Source organism: Acinetobacter sp. QJM3NY_42, from assembly GCF_056173745.1.
The window spans coordinates 493,370-512,644 of sequence record NZ_CM149689.1 but is presented as its reverse complement, the minus strand read 5'-3'; the positions used below and the strand labels follow the sequence as shown (position 1 = coordinate 512,644).

The window sequence follows — 19,275 nt, the reverse complement described above, 5'->3', positions numbered from 1 at the left end:
TTTTATCAGCTGATTTTTCAAGAGCTTTTTCGTGAGCCATTTTTATTTAAATAGCTCAAGCTTTTTATCTAAAAGTTAAAATCCAGCCCGACAGTAAAGTTACGGCCAACCTGTGGAATATTTGAAAGGAAAGAAGCGTGGTTATAAACCGTTTCATCCAGCAGATTATTGGCTTTCACATAGATGCGGTAATCGGTTTTATCTGTCGCTCGTGCCGAATAGGCCAAGCCCAGATTGACCATGTTATAGCCTTCTGTTTCGGTTTCATACGCAGCAATTTTGTCTTGGGTAAAGACATGGTAATACTCAGCCATACCAGAGAAACCATCACCAAAGTCCGCATCAATCTTGCTACCTAGACGTCCGCCCGGAATCCGTGGTGCATTACCTTCTGTTTCAATCTTGCCACGAACATAATCACCAAACAGACTGGCTTTATAGCGTGGCGACAGCTGATAGGACACTTCACCTTCAGCACCATAAAAACGTGCTTTATCTTGTGTATATTCAACCAGGCGGAAGTTTTCGAAGCGGTCCAGTGTCTGAGCATAAATATAGTCATCAAACCAGTTATGGTAAGCATGAATATGATAATTCAGCTTGTCGCCCTCATAATGAAAACCCAGTTCGATGTTATTTGATTTTTCTGTGTCCAGATTTTCATTACCGATTTCATAGGTATTAGTGGCCAAATGCTTGCCTTTGGCATAAAGTTCCTGAGCCAGAGGTAAACGCTCCTGATGCGAGGCAACCAGTGAAAGTTTATAATCAGGCAAGAATTCCCAGTTAGCAGCGCCTGAATAAGAAAAGGCATGATCATCATAATTTTTTTGTGGTGAATCAATCTCAATCTTTTGCTGATCAAAACGCGCTGCCAGCTCAAAATGTACATCATTCCACTGGGTGTGTTCTAAAGCAAACAGGCTCCACTTATCTGTTGTGGTTGGCCCGGCAAATAAAGATTCTTCACCAGTAATATTCAGCTTCTGACGACCAAATTGCGTACCGATGACGCCTTCCCATGCTGCGACCGGCTGATGCACCAGTTCCAGACGCGCATCATAACCCGTACTTTTAAATGTGGTAGCTGCTTCACCCTCTTCAATTTCATCATGTTTATAGTCGGTATAGCTGGCTTGAGCACGTAATTTTTTAAATCCGGCAAAAGGATCATCCAGCTCGGTTCTAAAATCATAGCGTTCAGACTTCAAATCAACCCAAGGACCGGCATGATCATGATCCTTTTCATGACTGTGCTCGTGTTCATGTCCCTCTTCATCATGATGATGTTCATCACCACAATGTAGATGAGGCCTACCGGATAAATAGGCTTCACAGCTTTCATATTCATGACTATGTCCAGGTAAACCATACTGGTCCTGGCGGTTCGTATAGGAAAGGCCGGTAAACCCGCGATCATGAATCCAGGAAAGTCCGACGCTGGCTGTATCGGATTGTGCGAAGGTATTATCAACCCTGCGTTCTTTTACCAGATGGCTGTGGTCGCCGTGGCTATGCTCATGATAATAGTCTGGCGCAATATAATTGTTGGCATCACGTTTTAGCCCTTCAACCCGAAGTGCCACCTGTTCTCCCAAAGCTAATGTCACACCTGCTGTTTCAAGCTTCTCATCATTACCACTGTTGTAACGCAGCCCTGCACGACCTTCATAACCATTATCAGGTATGCGTGTCGGAATTTTACTATCTGTAACATTAACCAGCCCTCCCACTGTACCGGCACCATACAGCAAGGTAGATGGCCCACGCACGATCTCTACCTGCTTGGCAAGCGCAGGGTCAACCATAACAGCATGATCAGGCGACAAGGTGGAGACATCCATGGTTTCTGAGGCATTTTGCAGTACCTTCACTCGTGCCCCCTCCTGCCCGCGAATTACAGGGCGGCTAGCACCGGGTCCGAACTGGTTGGAATATACCCCCACCTGATCACTTAAAGCTTCACCAATTGTTGTACCGCCCTGGATCAGTTGCTCTTTTTCAATAATATTATCTGCCGCCACGTAATCTACAGCGCTTTGTACCAGCGGATGAGCTGTTACCTGTATTGTTTCCAGCTGCTGAACAGAGCTATTTTCTTCAGCAAAAATTACCGGAGAAACCACCGCCATAATCGATAAAGTTAGAAAGTTCTTAGAAAACTGCATCTTGTTGACTCAAGTGTACTTTTAATAAAATGTTATATTATAACATTTCACTATTTTTGCAATAAAAAACATTCTAATAAAAAGTTTTAAGTAAACTGTGGTTCATTATTTTTAGTCTTTATCAGTTTTCATGCCTTTTACGCTCTCTCATGCAGTTTTGGCGCCACCACTAGCAAAACTTAGTGGTAACCGCCTGCCTCTGGCTGCATTAGCCATTGGCTGCATGGTGCCTGACCTGATCCGTTTATTTGTTGCAGATGCTGCAGGTTATACTCACCAGTGGGCCTCAATACTGCATCCTAATTTATGGATTGGCCTAGCTTTCACGCTGGTTTGGTATCTGATTTACCGGCCTGCGTTATACCGTTTTTTAGGTATCCAGAAACCTCTAAATATTCATAGCCCTCTGCAAGCGCTTATTTTTTTAGTAAGCTGTAGTATTGCCATTTTACTGGGCACAGCAACGCATATCCTTTGGGACGGGCTAACTCATGCTGACTACAGAACTTTTGCCTTCTATAATTTTTTAAGTCAGGACATAACTCTTTTTGGTAATACTTATCCTGTCCATCTAGTGTTGCAGATTGGTACTTCAATATTGGCATTACCTGTTCTGTTTTGGTTTTCCTGGCGTTATTACCTGCATTATCGGCAGCAATTGAAAGTGTCTTCTAAAATTAAAAATTATTTTTGGATATTATTTGGTTTGGCATTCCTAGCTGGTGCATGGTCTGTTTATGACTACCTGAGCTATTTCAAGCCAGAGTTAATCTCATCTGAGCTTTATTTTTTTACTGGTAAATCTATTAACGAGTTCAGTCAGGCCTCACTGGCTATTTTCAGCTTGGGATGTATCCTGTTTTTAATTATAGATCGGCAACATCTTATGGATTAGTCATATTTTTTCTCTTAAATATTACTAATCTGACCAGAACCGATCCAAGATATTTCTCTTAAAAGCTATAAGCACAATTTATCAGGGTTTTTTGATCTAGTTCTTGTGACAGAATCTTCTAAGAGGCATAATCTCCCATTACCTTAAGGCGGTACGCTGTTTACGTATACGCTTTCACTAACCCATATAGTTGGATTTTAGACGCTATGATGCGAACTCATTACTGCGGTTCTTTAACCGAAGCTCAAATTGACCAAACCGTAACTCTGTGTGGCTGGGTACACCGTCGCCGTGACCACGGTGGTGTGATCTTCCTTGATATGCGAGACCGCGACGGTCTAGTTCAAGTGGTTATTGACCCAGATACACCTGAAGCGTTTGCAACAGCGGACAAAGCTCGTTCTGAATATGTATTGAAAATTACTGGTCGTGTACGTCGCCGCTATGCGGGTACAGAAAATGCCAATATGATCAGTGGCCAGATTGAAGTATTAGGTAAAGAAATTGAAGTTTTGGCTCAGTCTGAAACACCTCCATTCCCGTTGAATGATGAAAATACGAATATCTCTGAAGAAATTCGTTTGAAATACCGCTTTTTAGACATTCGCCGTCCGGAGATGCTGGACCGTTTACGTTTCCGTTCTAAAGTTACCAATCTGATCCGTAATTATCTTGATGAGAATGGCTTTCTTGATGTTGAAACTCCAATTTTAACTCGTGCAACGCCTGAAGGTGCACGTGATTACCTGGTACCAAGCCGTGTTTCAAATGGCAGCTTCTATGCCTTGCCACAATCTCCACAGCTATTCAAACAGTTATTGATGGTGGGCGGTATTGACCGTTACTACCAAATTGCAAAATGTTTCCGTGATGAAGACTTGCGTGCAGACCGCCAGCCTGAATTTACTCAAATCGATATTGAAACATCGTTCATGAGTGACGATGACATCATGGATTTGATGGAAGGTATGACTGTTAAGATGTTCGACGAACTTCTGGGCATCAAATTCGACAAATTCCAACGTATGCCGTATAGCGAGGCAATGCGTGACTACGCGTCTGATAAACCAGACTTGCGTATTCCCTTGAAACTCGTTGACGTTGCAGATTTAATGCAAGACGTTGAGTTCAAGGTATTCGCAGGTCCTGCAAAAGATCCGAAAGGCCGTATTGTCGCACTTCGCGTCCCAGGCGCAGGCTCACTTCCACGTAGCGCAATTGATGAATATACCAAGTTTGTTGGCATCTACGGTGCAAAAGGCTTGGCTTACATCAAAGTCAATGAACTTGAAAAAGGTATTGAAGGCCTTCAATCTCCAATCGTGAAATTCATTGAGCCAATCGTGCTGGATCTGTTGAAACGTGTTGGTGCTGAAAATGGTGACATCGTATTCTTCGGTGCGGATAAAGCGAAAGTCGTCAATGATGCAATGGGTGCACTTCGTGTGAAAATTGGTCATGACTTGAATCTTGCGACATGTGAGTGGGCTCCGCTTTGGGTGGTTGATTTCCCAATGTTCGAAGAAACAGATGATGGCAAATGGACTTCTGTTCACCACCCATTCACGCTGCCGAAATCAAGCGTTGAGGAAGTGAAGAACAATCCAGGTGAAGCATTATCTGTTGCTTATGATATGGTATTGAACGGTACTGAAATCGGTGGCGGTTCACTTCGTATTTATACTTTAGAAATGCAAAAAGCAATCTTCGAAGCACTTGGTATTAATGAAGAAGAAGCAGAAGAGAAATTCAGCTTCCTGCTCAATGCCCTTCGTTATGGAGCTCCTCCACATGGCGGTTTGGCATTTGGTCTGGATCGTCTGGTCATGCTGATGACTGGTGCATCTTCAATTCGTGATGTGATTGCGTTCCCTAAAACTAAAACTGCCGAGTGTCCACTGACTCAGGCACCTGCGCCGGTTGAGGCAAATCAACTACGTGATTTAGGTATCCGTTTACGTGAAAAACCAAAAGCTGAATCTCAAGAATAATATCTTGAAGATTTAAATAAGCCCCGCGACTTGCGGGGCTTTTTCTTGGATTGTGAACATACCTGAGCAATGGCATAATAAAGGCCATTCAAATTTGAGGTTATTGCTCATGGCTATGCGTCCTGAAGTCCGTCGTCGTGCAATTGTGATTATTGTATTTTCATTTGTGCAGTGGCTTTTCATGCGTTATATCTTGGCCAATGACTTATGGTCTCTTGATACTAATCAGCGAATTCTTTATTTCTGTGTCAGCAGTTTAGGTGGCGCTCTTCTAATCTTTGTTTCACTGATTTATATGGTATTGAAAGGAAATTCGGATAAAGAGTAAGAAAATTACCCGTATTTATAAATACGGGATCTTATTCTTAAGACTTTACTTCTTGAAACAAGATATTTCTTAATTTTTTAGTAAAATCTGCTACGTTATGATATTCCTCAACATATTTTCTAGCTTGTACTGCTAAAACATGTCTCTGTTCTTCATTTTCCATTAAAGATTTAATAGCTTCAACATATAAATGAACTTTTTCAAAGCCATCTCCTAATACATCTCCTACGTGAATTCCAAATTTACTCGTTAATTCTTCAGGATTACGGTTACTTACTAATAAAGCTCCAAAAGAAAGTGCTTCTAAAAATGAAATAGGTAAGGCTTCATGAATAGAGGTGTTAATAAGTAATTTAGCATCTTTTAAAAATTTTTCTTTTTCACTGCCTTCAACATGACCCGCAAAATGTAAATTATTAATATTTTGATATCTTTTCATAATCTCATTATTTTTACTTTCCTCTCTAAATGTCTGTCCTAATACATAGAATTCATATTGCGGCATTCTTTTTGCAATTTCACAAAATAGCCAGCCCCGTTTTACAGATTCTAAACGACCTAAAAAAATGATTATATTCTTTTTAACATAAGTTTTAACATCAAAATTGAAATCAATATCAATTGGATTAGGCACATATTCTATGGGAACACTTTTTTCTAATTGATATAAATCTATAGCTTTCTGATTAAGAAAATATCCCTGCGAAATAAACTTCACACGGTCATTAATATACCAATCATGTACTAGATCATATATTTTCTGATTATAATAATTAGTTTCAGGAAATAATTTAACTGTATTAATTTCCTCCCACTCATAGGTAGGTCTTGGATCTTGTATCCATAAAATTAATTTTTTAGTTTTATCTAATTCATTTTCCAATACATAACTAAATGTTAATTCAACACTTAAATAAATATCATAATTTTTTTTCCTAAGCCAGCGACGTGCAAACCATTTTCTACGCGGAAGTCGATATAATTTAACGTCATCTACTAAATATTCTTCAGCAAAGAGTTTTTTACTGCCTTTACCTAGTAACACATCAATTTGGATATCCGCATTTGGAATATATTTAGCTATATGATTCCTCGCTAAAAACCCATAACCACCAAAAGCAGTATTAGCACCACCAAAAAACTCATCAATAATTAAACCAACTCTAATTGGCCTATTATACCCACTCATTAAACACCCTCAATACATTAATCAAATGTATAATTCAAACTTGCTTTAATTATCTTAATAAACGGTTAAATATCACATTTTAAAAGACGTGACATAATAGTACGATCATCTAATTCCTCTAGTTTTATACCTTTTAACATCTCGTTATATAAATGAATACAAGTAGTACGAGAAGTAGTAATATCATCTATAGTGAGGGCAGGATCACAAAGCTGACTTATACATTGATAGTGAACAGGATAAAAAATATCAATGGGTTGAATATTATTTTTTAAGTCCAATTGCTTAACATAATAAGTAATAGCTTTAGGACCAATAACTCCCCATGGCATATCTGCTAAACTTTTTCCAATTCCCATTATTTTTTTTGTTTTTAATTTAAATTGTTTACTCATAGAGAACCATGGTGGTACAAAAAATGGATCATATGCCGCTTTTAATAGTTCTTTAAGTAAATCGCTTTCTTTAGGAATACGCAAAATCGCTCCGTTAATCCACTCATCATCCTCAAAGCCTAATAAGTATCCATGCTCTGGTATTGAAATAGGTTTTAAACAATACACATCACAGTCAACATAGACACCATCAACTTTACGCATTAATTCATAACGGAAAATGTCTGAAAATAATGCATAACTTCCTGTTTCCTTATGCTTTATAATTTGGTCTTTAGAAATAATTTTATTTGCATCTACCAACTTTACTCCCTTTGGAACATCTATAATATCTGCATATGTATGTAAATGGACTTCATGCCCCCTCATTACAAAAGAGTGTAAGCAACATCTAGAAATTGCTCCGAGTTTTTCTCCAATCCACAAAGCATGAATGGTAGATAAATTATTTGACATCATTTAAATATAACCTTTATAAATTCTTGTTGCTCATAGAATTATTGTTAACCCTCACATAATCTGATTGCCCTGACCAAAGATACAAGCAACCACCTATATTACTTTTTTAACTTCTAAATTATTTTAGAGCTAAGTCAGAGGAATATGTAGAAGGACTATCAACAAAAAATACAGAAGTATAGAATATCTAAATTGTATTGTATCAAGTTAGTTGAAACATGAAAAAGATTCTTATCTTATGTGTCTCTTTGCAAGGAAGTAATGAACGCCAAGAAAAAATCAAACAGCAACACCAAAATTTGCAATCAACCATTCATGATATACAAATTGATTTTGAATTTTTCGATGCTATTTATGGGAAAAAACTTCCTAATGAATATTTAATTTTTTTAAATTTAAGTCGTCAGTTTGCTGGATTATGTGATCATGAATTAGGGCCAAGTGAACTAGGCTGCTGGTTAAGTCATATGATTATTTGGCAACGTCTAGCTCAAGGTGATTATACAGCGTATGACCGCATAATAATTATTGAAGATGATGTAATTTTTCAAACCAAACATATACAGCAGAGATTACATTCTTTATTACAGACTGATCCTTCATTCGCATTCTTAGGAGGACACTCTGAACCATCTAGACGACGAATAAGAGGATACATAAGTAATGATGAACTTTACTTCAATATGACTGGTCCTAAAGACCTATATACAGCCACATATGCTTACTCTTTAACCCGAGAAACTGCTCAAGATTTTATCCATAAGCAAATAAAGAAATTGACTTATATTGATGACTGGAAATATTTATTAGAAGGAGATATTTCCACTCCTTTTTACTATTGCTTTGAGCATGACGACGAGATGCAAAGCTATATTGCATCTGATAGAAAAATATACATGAAAAAGCCAAATCGCTTTAAAAAGAACTTTAACAAAATGAAAAATGATTTAATTTCTCGGGTTATTTCTCTTTTTATTTTCAAAAAAATTATTCGATTAGCATACTTTCTCCAATCCGCCCAAACACAAAAATGAGTAGCTACAGGTAATTAAATGTTAATAACTCGCGGTCTTCAAAAAAAATGGTACAAGTACCAACAAGCAAAAAAAGCAAAAACTTTTGACTCCCATTGGTATATGCGTTTTGGCTGGTTAGAACAACCTTTTACTACACTTGAGCAATTAGATTCACTCTTTGAGATCCATTCCCCTAGAAAGTTTACATTTGCAGATAGCTTTCATGCTTATGAAAATGGCCGCCATTTCATTTTTTTTGAAGAAGTCGATGATCAGCATCCGGTAGGCTTTCTTTCGGTTTTAGAAGTCTTTAAGGATGGCACTTACACACCACCTGAAAGCATATTAAAACTCGATTATCATCTCTCCTATCCTTGTGTATTTAAAGTAGATCACACTTGGTACATGATTCCAGAAACTTCTGCCAACAAGACCATCGAACTTTGGAAATGTACAGAGTTTCCACTGAAATGGGAAAAACATTCTAATCTGATTGAAAATATTGAAGCAGTCGATAGCACCCCTTTTTACCATGAGGGCTTATGGTATCTTTTTACCTCAACGCGTCGTGATTGTAAGAAGTTTGGTGATCGTTTAGACCTGTTCTTTACCACAGATATTTTAAATCCTACTTGGCAAGAACACCCAATGAATCCGGTATGTCGTGGCAGTCAGCAGTTCCGTATGGCAGGCAAACCTTTTATTTATAAAGGACAATTGGTTCGACCAAGCCAAGATTCTTTAAAACGTTATGGCGGCAATATTGAATTAAAGGCAATTACTCAGCTTAGCCCAACAGCTTATGAAGAAAAATTACTAGAAGTGGTTTTACCCGAATGGAATCAGGCAGATGATGGTTGCCATACCATTAATGTCGAAGATAACTTCGTGGTACTTGATGCCATCCGCCTTACACCAAAAAATAATTAACTGTTCAGCAAACCTTTATAAATATTAAGCGTCTGCTCAGCCATGGCTGGCACAGTCAGTTCAGCCTTGGCTTTTGCATATAGCGGGCTGAAGTCATTTTGTGCCTCAGGTTGAAGTGCATATTCAATCGCTTTTGCTAAACCTTCTGCATCTCCAATTTGTGCCAGATATTGCTCTGGCAACCACTCAATCACACCATTCACTTTGGTTGAGGCCATTGCTTTATGAGCCTGTAAAGCTTCAACCATAACAAGTGGAAAACCTTCACGGTCTGATGATAGAACCACAATATCAGCCAGTTGCACCAGATCACGTGCATCAGTTCTAAACCCAAGAAAAGCGACCCGATTTTGCATCTTCAATTCGCTGACTTGCTTTACCAAACTTGCTCGAAGTGAACCGTCACCAACAATCCATAAATTAGCATCAATCTGTTGCATCGACTCAATCAATAAACTGATATTTTTTACTGGTTCTAGACGCCCAATACACATAACAACTTTTTTGCTTGTGTCTAGCTCAGCAAAATCTTTTTGAATCGATTGGAGTAACTTTTCTTTATTTTCAACTGTAAGTACGGGTTGAGGATATACACCGTTATAAACCACGTGTGCTTTAGACTCAGGAATACCTTTCGTGAGCGCTTGGCTTACTGCAATAACCGCATCACCAGCTAAATAAGCAGATTTATTCTTTTTAGTACCATGAACAGTCGTTACAAACTTTGGGCCAGATAAAAATGGCTTAATACGGGCAATCAGTTCAGCCGCTTTTCCTGCTTGTGCATGAACAATGGGGGGTTGGATTTGTTGAATTAGATTTTTAAGTTGCCAAAGTAAAAAAATATTCCAACGGCTACGTGCAAAATCGACAGCATGAAAATGTACTTGTTGGCTAAACTTGTCTACATAGCAAGGATGTGCAATCACATGTACTTCATGATTTAAAGCAAGCTCATTAACAAGATTAAAAGTGTGCTGCTCTAATCCACCAACTCCACCACTTGTTGCCAATACCTGAACAATTTTCATAGCTTGCCTACTTATTTTTATCTTTATTCATGGTCTGTTCAAACAGTTTGGCTTCTTTTAGAAATGCATAAAATGCGTTAATCATACTATTTACGAAACCACGCCAACCATTTAAAAAACTACGGCGAATAAAATAAGACTTCATAAAAGTCACTGGCATCACCAAAACCAATTTTGCAATGCTTGGAGACTTTCCTTTTTGGTATTTCTCTAATGCTTTAAGATTGGAATATTGGTTATTTTTTTCGACCTTAACGAAAATGCTCGACTCGCCATAATGATAAATATCGTGTTGAGCACGCTGAGATTCACCGTCTACAATCACATTTTCATGGACTTTATTGGCAAGGTCATAATGCCCTTTAGACTTACGGAAAAAACGCACCTTTGCATGTTTTTTAGTATGTTTACTGTTCGGAACACCTAAGAACACATCATTAATTGGTGTGATTAATGCATCAAACTTGTTCTGTTGAATGTTCTCAACAATCTCTTGTTTTAATTCCTTAGATAAGACTTCGTCGCCATCTAGGTTAAGCACCCAATCATTTCTGCATTTAGCTAAAGCCAAACTTTTTTGCCCAGCATAACCCTGCCAGTCTTGGTGAGAAATTTTCGTATTTTCAAAGTGCTGAGCAATTTCATAAGTATTATCAGTACTGCCCGAGTCTAAAATAATAACTTCATCAAACTCACTGACACTTTGCAAAGTTCGCTCTAACCAAGCACCACAGTTTAAAGTGACAATATAGACACTACATGGAATTTTATTCATAACTTATAACGTCCTTTAGCAAGGGCGATACGCATCTGTAAAGCATTCATGGCGCCATGCGTGCTGACACGTGGAATATTAAATTGATTACCTACTTCATACGCTTCGATTTTTTTACGAGTCGATACTGCGTTTTTAAAGCCAATCTCTTGAGCCATTTTCTGGTGTTTTTCGTTAAATCGACCAAATGGATAAGCAAAACTCGGGCACTTGCCAACTAATGCTTCAACATCACGCTTAGACTGAAGCATCTCGTCATAAGCAGTTTGGTCATCAAGTTTAAGTAAGTTCACATGATGCTGGGTATGCGCACCAAACTCAATCAAACCAGAATTCGCCATTTCATGAATTTGCTCATGAGTCAGCTTTTCGATACCTTCAATTTGAGTTGCCAAATAAATAGTTGCTTTCGCGTTATATTTTTTAAGTAATGGATAAGCATAAAGATAATTATCCATAAACCCATCATCGAAACTTAAAGCCACCACATTTTTTTGATGACGATATTGTTCAAGCTCAGAGACAAAACAAAAAATAGCTTTTTTACGCGTCAACAACTGTAAGAGTTGCTCAAACTTTTCAGGAGGCATGTTCATACCAGAGGCTGCATCTTTAGGAGTAACCTGATGGAGCATGACAACGCGTGGTAATTTGTTCGAACGGAACGGAAGCCAGAAAGTATAATTACCCAGCATATATAACAATGCAGCAAGTACTAACAGGCCTACCGCAACGTACAAAAACCACATCATGCATACACCTCATGTGACCATTCATAATCTTCTGAAAGGGGCTGCTTAAATGTCACTTCAACCATAAATTGGGTGATGCGTTTAGCATTGAAAGAATTGCGGGTCTTCTGCCATCCCTCTTTTGCTATTTTTTCAGCCTGCTCAGGATTTTGATCAAAGAATTGGATCTTCTTGGCCAAGTCAAATTGGTCATCAAAGTAAACCACTTCCTGCTCGGTGTAGAGTTTATCAAAACCTGGAATTTTTGGGCTAAAGGTGAGTAAACCATTACCTGTCAGCTGCACAATACGGTCAGAGCTATATAAGGTGACATCATTACGGCGCGAATAATTCAGTCCCATTTTAGTTTCAGACAGAACCTTATAATACGCTTTGCCATAAACACCTTGCTGTGCAAAACAACTATAGTATTGATAGTTGACCCGAGCCTGCTGTAATGCATCAGCTAAGTCTTTTAAAAACTTTTCACGCTCGGGCTCTTTATAAACCACACCGCAAAAAATAAAAGTTTTGTCAGTTTTAGAATTTGAAAACTGTTGCAGCGTTTCTACATTACGATGGCCAATATTTGGCATATAGGCTACGCTTAAATGGGATTGCTTTAACTTTTGAAGATATTCGCCACCCGTCGTACAAAAAATAGCATCAAGATAGGGTGAAAATAATTTTACAAAGTCGAGTTTGCTTTCAAGATAAAGTGGATCGACATACCAAAATGCGATTTTAGTATTTGGATAAGATTCTTTAATCTGTCTTAAAACTTCTGGACTCATCAAGTCACTATGTCCAATCAAAACTAAATCAGGCTCAATATTATTAACAACTTTTAAAACTTCTTTATTAGCCCAATTAGCCCCCAGTTTTTTTGTCTTAAAGATCGTCCCCATTCGGGCCATATCCCGAAAACTGAAATCATAAACGAAATGGCCATTTTCAATTAATCCAGCCGAAATCTTGCGATCAGTACAATAAAAGTGAGCACCCTGTTTATTAAAACCAAAATTTGCAATATGCAATATTTTCATTTATTTACTCAGATATAAAATTTAATTCTTTGCTAAAAGGTATGTTGCCACACGCTCAGCCTCTTTAAAAGTATTCTGTACAGGTAGCTGTTGCAAAGTGGTAGTGATACTGATGATGTGCTGTTGCAGTAAATTATCTACAGATCGGGTAATCCGGTCCTGTTTTAAGCGGTCAAGCATCATTACACCCACCCGGCATCCGGCAGTTAATGCTTCATAGATCATAGAGACACTATCTTCGGTTACCCAGACTGCCTGCGCTTTTTGCATTTCTTCAAAGATCCAGCCTTGTAGTGTCTGTTCTACCGGAAAAATCTGTATTTTCTTGGAAAAATCTTGCTTGCTCAAATAACTCAAAAAGTTTGAGGGCGTACGGCGTGAGGTCGTTAAAATAATTTCAGAGGCCGGATTATACTCTACAATGTCATGAATGGCTGTGAGAACTTTCTGTTCATTCCACTGATGGCGTTTTGATGTGCCTCCCAGCGCAATCAAAATACGATCCGTCTGATGTCGTTGTTCATTCACAATTGGGTTTAATGCACCTTGAGTGAGAATAATATTGTTCCGTTTAGCTAGCCCATCATGCTGTGGCACCACTACATAATCAAACCATATATATGGATAATTGGGTTTCATTAAAATAACAGTTTTAGCTTTTGGGTAAATTTTTCCTAAAAGCAGCACTCGAAGCTGGGTATGACTTCCCACCCCAACAATATAATTAGGCGTCTGTTTTAAAAAAGGAGATTGTTTTTTGAGAACAGAAAGAAATAAGCTGATTAATGGCAGCTGTTCAATTGAAATTTCCTCAAAACTGACTTTATGCACAGATTGCCTTTCTATAGCGCGGTAAAGTCCCAGCGCCTGTGAACGGTGCCCCGCCTTTCCATCACTAACATAAAGAATATGCATAACCCAATTCCATAATAAAAAAAGGCGAAATAAAATTTCGCCTTTTAATCATATCGGCTTTACTTATTTTACGTAAGTTAACCAGTGTGCATATTTCGGATCTTTACCCTGCACTGCATTAAAGAATGTACTCTGGATCTGTTCAGTGATTGGCCCACGTGCACCACAACCAATCTCACGGTCATCATATTCACGGATTGGTGTAACTTCAGCTGCAGTACCGGTGAAGAATGCTTCATCAGCAATATAGAATTCATCACGGGTAATACGACGTTCTACCACGTCATAGCCTAAATCCTTAGCAATTGTAATGACGGTCTGACGGGTAATACCATCCAATGCTCCACCCGCAATATCCGGAGTGTGCAGCACACCATCCTTAACTAGGAAAACATTTTCCCCTGAACCCTGACATACATAGCCTTGCGGGTCCATCAGCATAGCTTCATCATAGCCTGAATGTGCTACTTCTTGGTGCGCAAGAATAGACAGCGTATAGTTACCCGAAGCCTTGGCCTTACACATGGTCACATTCGGATGATGGTGAGTAAAGGAAGAAGTTTTTACACGAATACCTTTAGCCATTGCCTCTTCACCCAGGTAAGCACCCCAGCCCCAAGCTGCAACTGCCGCATGAATCGTATTATTGGTTGCAGCAATACCAAGTTTTTCAGAACCAATCCAGATTAATGGACGTAAATAGCAAGATGCCAGCTTATTTTCACGAACCACATCGATTTGCGCCTGCTCTAATGTTGCCTGATCAAATGGAACTTTCATCTGATAAATTTTTGCAGAGTTTAACAAGCGCTTGGTGTGGTCCTGTAGACGAAAAATGGCTGTGCCTTGTGGAGTTTCATATGCCCGGACGCCCTCAAACACGCCCATACTATAGTGTAAAGTATGAGTCAGGACGTGAATTTTTGCATCACGCCAGTCAACCAGTTGTCCATCTTGCCAAATAAAACCATCACGATCAGCCAAATTCATGGCACACACTCCAAATTTTTACACAGTCAGTCACTATCCAAAGCAAGTATTGCTATGGGATCTATTAATCTTTGCCATAACTTGCAAACGATCTCGCGGGTATCGTGCCAGTCCGCAGCATTGACTTGCATGGATTGATTTGCAAGTGCTAAACGGTGGCTCTCGGCTCGTTCACTGAGATAAGCCTGAATCAGTGCTGTTGCATCGTCACTGGATAAGTAACCGGCTTTCGCAGCATCTTCTAGGATTCTTACATTGTCGGAATAGTGAGCGAGATCCGGTTTCGCCCCACCCCATGCCAACACAATATACTGTGCCATAAATTCGATATCAACGATACCACCCGCATCCTGTTTTAAATGAAAAATTCCACCTTTTTTCTGTTCTTTGGAAGAACCCAGGTGGGCTTTCATCTTCTGACGCATTTTTAAAACTTCAGTACGCACAAATTTTTCATCACGCGGCAGAGTTAAAATACGGCAGCGTAACGCCTCAAATTTTTGTCGTAAACTGTCATCCCCAGCAATCGAACGGGCCCGAACCAATGCCTGATGCTCCCAAAGCCAGGCATTTTTTAATTGATATTGTTCAAAGGCTTTTAAACTGGTCACCAGCAGACCAGCTTCTCCAGAAGGGCGTAACCGTGTATCTACTTCATATACTCGTCCATCTAGGGTCTGAGTCGTCATAAGAGATATAAATTTTTGCCCTACTCGCATGGCAAACTCGAAACCGCTGATAGGTCTCAGGCCATCTGTATCCGCCTGTTCGCTCATATAATGAATAAACACCAGATCCAGATCTGAGCCATAACCCAGCTCAATACCACCGACTTTACCATAACCCACCACAGAAAATCCGAGATAGTCCAAGGAGCAGCGTCGTCCGTCAGCGTCTAGTGGATAACCATGTTTTTTTGCCACGATCTGATAGGCCAGATTCAATGCAGCAATAATAGAAACTTCAGCAATGTCTGTCAGGGCATCAGATACTTTCATAAGCGGACTTTCTGCCAGTACATCGCTGGCTGCTACAGCCAAGACATTAGATTTTTTAAACAGGCGCAAGGCCCGCATCTGGTCTTCAACCTGCTCAAGCTCAATGCGTATGAGCTGCTGCCGTAGTGAATCTTCAAGATCACGGCGTTTGGGCAACTCGAAGTCCATTGTGAGAAACTCATCCAGCAATACCGGGTAATGAGTCAGCTCCTCCAGTATCCATGGACTCACTGTGGCCATCTTTACCAAACGCTGTAATGCTCCCTTACTTTCAATCAGCATTACCAGATAAACCGTACGGCGCATTACAGATTCAATTAAAGGCATTAAACGTAGTAATGCAACTTGTGGTTTATCCGACTGTAATACTGCATCGACCAGATAAGGCCAAAAAGTTTTTAAACGTTGAACGGCCTTAGCTGGTAACTTATTCAAGGCGTGGCCATGCCAAAACTCATGAATCAGCTTTTGTGCATTGGAATCAAGCACACTCTCCAGCTCTTCTTCGAGATGCTGAAAGTTCTCTACTGGTGCTTCCCTGTCACGCTCCTGAATCAGATGTGCAAACTGGTAAGAGACTTTAGACCGTTTCTGATTAAGGACTTCCAGAAAACTCTCCCAGCTATCAAAGCCCAAGGTATCAATCAATCGCTGCCGCAGCTCCGGCTCAGTCGGCAGGGACTGGGTCTGCTGATCATTCAGTGCCTGAATGGCGTGTTCCAGACGACGCAGAAACAGATAGGCATCTTCCAGATCCGCTACAGCTTCTGGCTCAAGCAGACCTGATTCGCTCAGATGCGTCAAATTTGCCAGACACTGGCGTTCCTGTAGTTCAAGTTTGGAACCACCATAAATCAGCTGAAAAACCTGCACAATAAATTCAACTTCACGGATACCACCGGCACCGAGTTTAATATCGTCTTCGATATTGCGGCGCATGACTTCACGTTCAATCATGACCTTCATTTCACGCATGGCCTGAAACGCGGTGTAATCGACATAACGCCGAAACACGAAAGGACGGGTCATTTCCAGTAACTCTTCGCCCGCCCTTCCACCAGACACAATACGGGCCTTGATCCAGGCATAGCGCTCCCATTCACGCCCATGCTGGCTTAAATATTTTTCTAATCCTGCATGGCTAATGGCCAGTGCCGAACCATCTCCCCAGGGACGTAAGCGCATATCTACACGAAAGACGAAACCCTCAGCAGTGATATGCTCCAGCAAATAAATAATTTTCTGGCCCCACGCAATACAGAACTGTTGTACATCAATACATTTACGGCCATTGGTCTCGCCTTGCTCATCAAAGGCAAAAATCAGGTCAATATCGCTCGACAGATTAAGTTCCTGTGCTCCCAGTTTTCCCATAGCAATAATAATCAGGTCCTGGACTTGGCCCGAATAACCGATTGGTTCGCCATGCTTTAATACCAGTGGAATACGGGCGAAGGCCTTTGCTGCACAAATACAGGCATCAGCAAAATCTGAGAGTTCTTGTGTAAGTGTAACTACATCAGTCAGGTGGTTAGCATCTTGCCAGATCCAGCGAAACATGAGACGAGCACGGAGTATTCGGATCGCTCGCATCCATGCGTGCTCATCCTGAATTGAGTCAAGTACAGAAGACACCCGATCTTTAATCTGTTCATGTGATAGCGGGGTTGCAAACTGATCTACAGTATAATCTTGTTCAAGTTCGTTTTGATAAAGACCTAGTATCTGTTCAGCATATTGACTGGCTCTTAAAGTCTTTTGCAACTGCTTCGCGTTCATAAACCACCCTTCACCTGTATTTATATGTAGTTATAACAGGTGAATTTGGCTTTAGGAAAATAATTATACTAAATTTGTAGTGCTGTCTGACTTCGCCATATCAAGTGGCAAAACCGTATGCTGGTCAGTTGCTTCCGGCAAAGTAACTTTGAAAGTAGTACCTTCACCTTCCTTAGACATGACACAAATTTCACCTTTATTCAGGTCTACAAACCGCTTACAGAGTGTCAATCCCAGACCTGTTCCTTTTTCACCCGCCGTACCTTTAAGGCTGACAGTAATCCGCGGCTGAAAAATATTCGCTATTTGTGCTTCAGACATACCTAGGCCGGTATCCCGGATATAAATTTCCACCCCATCTGGGCCGGGCTGTGCTTGAATGGTCACTTTACCCGTACCGTCCATTGGCGTGAATTTTAATGCATTTGATACCAGGTTCTGGATAATCGAAGTCAGCATATTAATATCTGCATATACCTTGAGATCATCCGGCACTTCATCAATTAACTGAATGTTTTTCTTAATCGCTAGTGTATTAAGTACATCACGAACAATTTTGGTGACCTGCTTTAAATTGAAGTTGATCGGATGATAGACAAACCGGCCGCCTTCTGCCATTGCCCAGTTGAGCAGGCTTTCTAAAAGGTTATAAGTCGACTGTGCAGTATCATAAAGATAATCTGCAATATTCTGGATACTGGAGTCGTCAAGCGTATTGCGCTCTTGTGACAATACTTCAGAGAAACCGAGCAACCCATGAAAAGGTGCACGCAGGTCATGTGCAATAATCTGGAAAAACTTGGTTTTACTAAAATTTAATGCCGATTGCTGTTCATATAATTCCTTAAGTTCAGCATGCTCGAATTTTAACTCTAAATAGCGAACCAGACGTTCACAGTAATCTTTAACTATCTCAATATCTTCATTTTCAAAAGGCTCAGAGCTGTCATCAAAAAACAGAATCTGTCCAATTGATTCTTTATCAGTCTTGAGCATATCAAAAGCAACCATGCGCTGATGCTCTACACCCAAGTGACGAATATGCTGACAAAAGCCGTGATAATCAGAATGTTGCTGGTCTATATAAGGTTGACTATTGAAATAAGGTCCTAAATCTGCATCAGGATGGCTATGAAAAAGTCTCATACCCTTTGAAGAAAGATACCAGATATAAGGCTCTGCCTTAAAAGTTAAAATAGCGTTTTTACTTCTTAAAATACGTCGAGCAAAACGTAAACAGGATTCCACCTGGTTATGCGGTTCGAAGATACCCAGTAATAACGATAATTTACAAGCACTGAGCTGATCAGCCTGATCTAACTCTAATAATTGTAATGTCATGCTCGCCTCATTAAAAATATTGTAGGTAATAACCGCAACTTCAGTAAAAATCAGTTAAAAATAAATCTTTATTAAACAATTAGCAAACTTTAGACATAGATACAACGGCAATAATAACAATTAAGAAACAAAACATGTTATATACTGGTAAATATTTGAAATAAAGGAAATTATAATAATAGATATTTGGATCTAATTATAGTGGTCCCGAGGGTCGGACTCGAACCGACACGTCATCTCTTTGATTTCATTAGCACTTTTTTAGTATACCATAAACCAGGTACTCATTCAGGTACTC

The 19,275-nt window shown here is 39.7% G+C and carries 16 protein-coding genes; 5 read left to right on the top strand and 11 right to left on the bottom strand.

Annotation, left to right across the window (positions count from 1 at the left end; genetic code table 11):
• Positions 1 to 68: 68 nt before the first annotated feature.
• Positions 69 to 2,168 carry a zinc piracy TonB-dependent receptor ZnuD gene (gene znuD, locus AC0VYT_RS02365; protein ID WP_005016419.1) on the bottom strand — a complete coding sequence of 700 codons (2,100 nt, stop codon included), beginning with the start codon at positions 2,166 to 2,168 and terminating at the stop codon, positions 69 to 71.
• Between the two features lie 130 nt (positions 2,169 to 2,298).
• Here znuD and AC0VYT_RS02360 point away from each other — a divergent pair, with 130 nt between their 5' ends.
• From AC0VYT_RS02360 to AC0VYT_RS02350, 3 genes are all read left to right on the top strand, one after another.
• Entirely contained in the window at positions 2,299 to 3,063 is a 765-nt protein-coding gene (locus tag AC0VYT_RS02360; RefSeq protein WP_005016422.1) for a DUF4184 family protein, read from the top strand.
• A 206-nt stretch (positions 3,064 to 3,269) separates the two neighbouring features.
• Positions 3,270 to 5,054, top strand: a complete 1,785-nt coding sequence (gene aspS / locus AC0VYT_RS02355) for an aspartate--tRNA ligase (protein ID WP_005016423.1) — start codon at positions 3,270 to 3,272, stop codon at positions 5,052 to 5,054.
• A 109-nt stretch (positions 5,055 to 5,163) separates the two neighbouring features.
• Complete coding sequence (locus tag AC0VYT_RS02350; protein WP_005016427.1) at positions 5,164 to 5,382, top strand: hypothetical protein; 219 nt, start codon at positions 5,164 to 5,166, stop codon at positions 5,380 to 5,382.
• 37 nt (positions 5,383 to 5,419) lie between these two features.
• Here the strand turns inward: AC0VYT_RS02350 and AC0VYT_RS02345 are convergent, their stop codons facing one another.
• Both AC0VYT_RS02345 and AC0VYT_RS02340 read right to left on the bottom strand, forming a co-directional pair.
• Positions 5,420 to 6,571 carry a glycosyltransferase family 4 protein gene (locus tag AC0VYT_RS02345; RefSeq protein ID WP_005016428.1) on the bottom strand — a complete coding sequence of 384 codons (1,152 nt, stop codon included), beginning with the start codon at positions 6,569 to 6,571 and terminating at the stop codon, positions 5,420 to 5,422.
• Positions 6,572 to 6,636: 65 nt separating this feature from the next.
• A complete protein-coding gene (locus AC0VYT_RS02340; protein WP_005016431.1) occupies positions 6,637 to 7,425 on the bottom strand; it encodes a glycosyltransferase in 789 nt (262 codons plus the stop codon).
• Positions 7,426 to 7,643: 218 nt separating this feature from the next.
• On the opposite strand from AC0VYT_RS02340, the gene AC0VYT_RS02335 reads away from it, so the two are divergent.
• Positions 7,644 to 8,459 carry a glycosyltransferase family 25 protein gene (locus AC0VYT_RS02335; RefSeq protein ID WP_005016445.1) on the top strand — a complete coding sequence of 272 codons (816 nt, stop codon included), beginning with the start codon at positions 7,644 to 7,646 and terminating at the stop codon, positions 8,457 to 8,459.
• Between the two features lie 18 nt (positions 8,460 to 8,477).
• Entirely contained in the window at positions 8,478 to 9,371 is an 894-nt protein-coding gene (locus AC0VYT_RS02330) for a glucosamine inositolphosphorylceramide transferase family protein (RefSeq protein WP_005016446.1), read from the top strand.
• Here the strand turns inward: AC0VYT_RS02330 and AC0VYT_RS02325 are convergent.
• From AC0VYT_RS02325 to AC0VYT_RS02290, 8 genes are all read right to left on the bottom strand, one after another.
• Positions 9,368 to 10,402: a glycosyltransferase gene (locus AC0VYT_RS02325; protein ID WP_005016447.1), complete on the bottom strand. Its 1,035-nt coding sequence runs from the start codon at positions 10,400 to 10,402 to the stop codon at positions 9,368 to 9,370. The two genes, AC0VYT_RS02330 and AC0VYT_RS02325, sit on opposite strands and share 4 nt — an antisense overlap.
• 7 nt (positions 10,403 to 10,409) lie before the next feature.
• A complete protein-coding gene (locus AC0VYT_RS02320; protein ID WP_005016449.1) occupies positions 10,410 to 11,177 on the bottom strand; it encodes a glycosyltransferase family 2 protein in 768 nt (255 codons plus the stop codon).
• Entirely contained in the window at positions 11,174 to 11,929 is a 756-nt protein-coding gene (locus AC0VYT_RS02315) for a polysaccharide deacetylase family protein (protein WP_005016460.1), read from the bottom strand. Before AC0VYT_RS02315 ends, AC0VYT_RS02320 begins: the two co-directional genes overlap by 4 nt.
• The gene (locus AC0VYT_RS02310; RefSeq protein ID WP_101160153.1) at positions 11,926 to 12,954 is read right to left on the bottom strand and encodes a glycosyltransferase family protein; all 1,029 of its coding nucleotides are present in this window, start codon (positions 12,952 to 12,954) and stop codon (positions 11,926 to 11,928) included. Before AC0VYT_RS02310 ends, AC0VYT_RS02315 begins: the two co-directional genes overlap by 4 nt.
• A gap of 21 nt (positions 12,955 to 12,975) precedes the next feature.
• A complete protein-coding gene (locus AC0VYT_RS02305) occupies positions 12,976 to 13,869 on the bottom strand; it encodes an ELM1/GtrOC1 family putative glycosyltransferase (RefSeq protein WP_101160150.1) in 894 nt (297 codons plus the stop codon).
• Positions 13,870 to 13,932: 63 nt separating this feature from the next.
• Positions 13,933 to 14,859, bottom strand: a complete 927-nt coding sequence (locus tag AC0VYT_RS02300; RefSeq protein ID WP_005023402.1) for a branched-chain amino acid transaminase — start codon at positions 14,857 to 14,859, stop codon at positions 13,933 to 13,935.
• A gap of 26 nt (positions 14,860 to 14,885) precedes the next feature.
• On the bottom strand, positions 14,886 to 17,636 hold the full coding sequence (gene glnE / locus AC0VYT_RS02295) for a bifunctional [glutamate--ammonia ligase]-adenylyl-L-tyrosine phosphorylase/[glutamate--ammonia-ligase] adenylyltransferase (protein WP_101160147.1): 2,751 nt from the start codon (positions 17,634 to 17,636) through the stop codon (positions 14,886 to 14,888).
• A 63-nt stretch (positions 17,637 to 17,699) separates the two neighbouring features.
• On the bottom strand, positions 17,700 to 18,977 hold the full coding sequence (locus tag AC0VYT_RS02290; protein ID WP_005023400.1) for a sensor histidine kinase: 1,278 nt from the start codon (positions 18,975 to 18,977) through the stop codon (positions 17,700 to 17,702).
• Between the last annotated feature and the right edge of the window lie 298 nt (positions 18,978 to 19,275).

Coding starts and splice junctions, on each gene's coding strand:
- aspS (WP_005016423.1), top strand. CDS start 3,270: ATGATGCGAACTCATTACTGCGGTTCTTTAACCGAAGCTCAAATTGAC.
- AC0VYT_RS02345 (WP_005016428.1), bottom strand. CDS start 6,571: ATGAGTGGGTATAATAGGCCAATTAGAGTTGGTTTAATTATTGATGAG.
- AC0VYT_RS02290 (WP_005023400.1), bottom strand. CDS start 18,977: ATGACATTACAATTATTAGAGTTAGATCAGGCTGATCAGCTCAGTGCT.
- AC0VYT_RS02315 (WP_005016460.1), bottom strand. CDS start 11,929: ATGATGTGGTTTTTGTACGTTGCGGTAGGCCTGTTAGTACTTGCTGCA.
- AC0VYT_RS02340 (WP_005016431.1), bottom strand. CDS start 7,425: ATGATGTCAAATAATTTATCTACCATTCATGCTTTGTGGATTGGAGAA.
- AC0VYT_RS02320 (WP_005016449.1), bottom strand. CDS start 11,177: ATGAATAAAATTCCATGTAGTGTCTATATTGTCACTTTAAACTGTGGT.
- AC0VYT_RS02360 (WP_005016422.1), top strand. CDS start 2,299: ATGCCTTTTACGCTCTCTCATGCAGTTTTGGCGCCACCACTAGCAAAA.
- AC0VYT_RS02310 (WP_101160153.1), bottom strand. CDS start 12,954: ATGAAAATATTGCATATTGCAAATTTTGGTTTTAATAAACAGGGTGCT.
- AC0VYT_RS02325 (WP_005016447.1), bottom strand. CDS start 10,402: ATGAAAATTGTTCAGGTATTGGCAACAAGTGGTGGAGTTGGTGGATTA.
- glnE (WP_101160147.1), bottom strand. CDS start 17,636: ATGAACGCGAAGCAGTTGCAAAAGACTTTAAGAGCCAGTCAATATGCT.
- znuD (WP_005016419.1), bottom strand. CDS start 2,168: ATGCAGTTTTCTAAGAACTTTCTAACTTTATCGATTATGGCGGTGGTT.
- AC0VYT_RS02300 (WP_005023402.1), bottom strand. CDS start 14,859: ATGAATTTGGCTGATCGTGATGGTTTTATTTGGCAAGATGGACAACTG.
- AC0VYT_RS02305 (WP_101160150.1), bottom strand. CDS start 13,869: ATGCATATTCTTTATGTTAGTGATGGAAAGGCGGGGCACCGTTCACAG.
- AC0VYT_RS02350 (WP_005016427.1), top strand. CDS start 5,164: ATGGCTATGCGTCCTGAAGTCCGTCGTCGTGCAATTGTGATTATTGTA.
- AC0VYT_RS02330 (WP_005016446.1), top strand. CDS start 8,478: ATGTTAATAACTCGCGGTCTTCAAAAAAAATGGTACAAGTACCAACAA.
- AC0VYT_RS02335 (WP_005016445.1), top strand. CDS start 7,644: ATGAAAAAGATTCTTATCTTATGTGTCTCTTTGCAAGGAAGTAATGAA.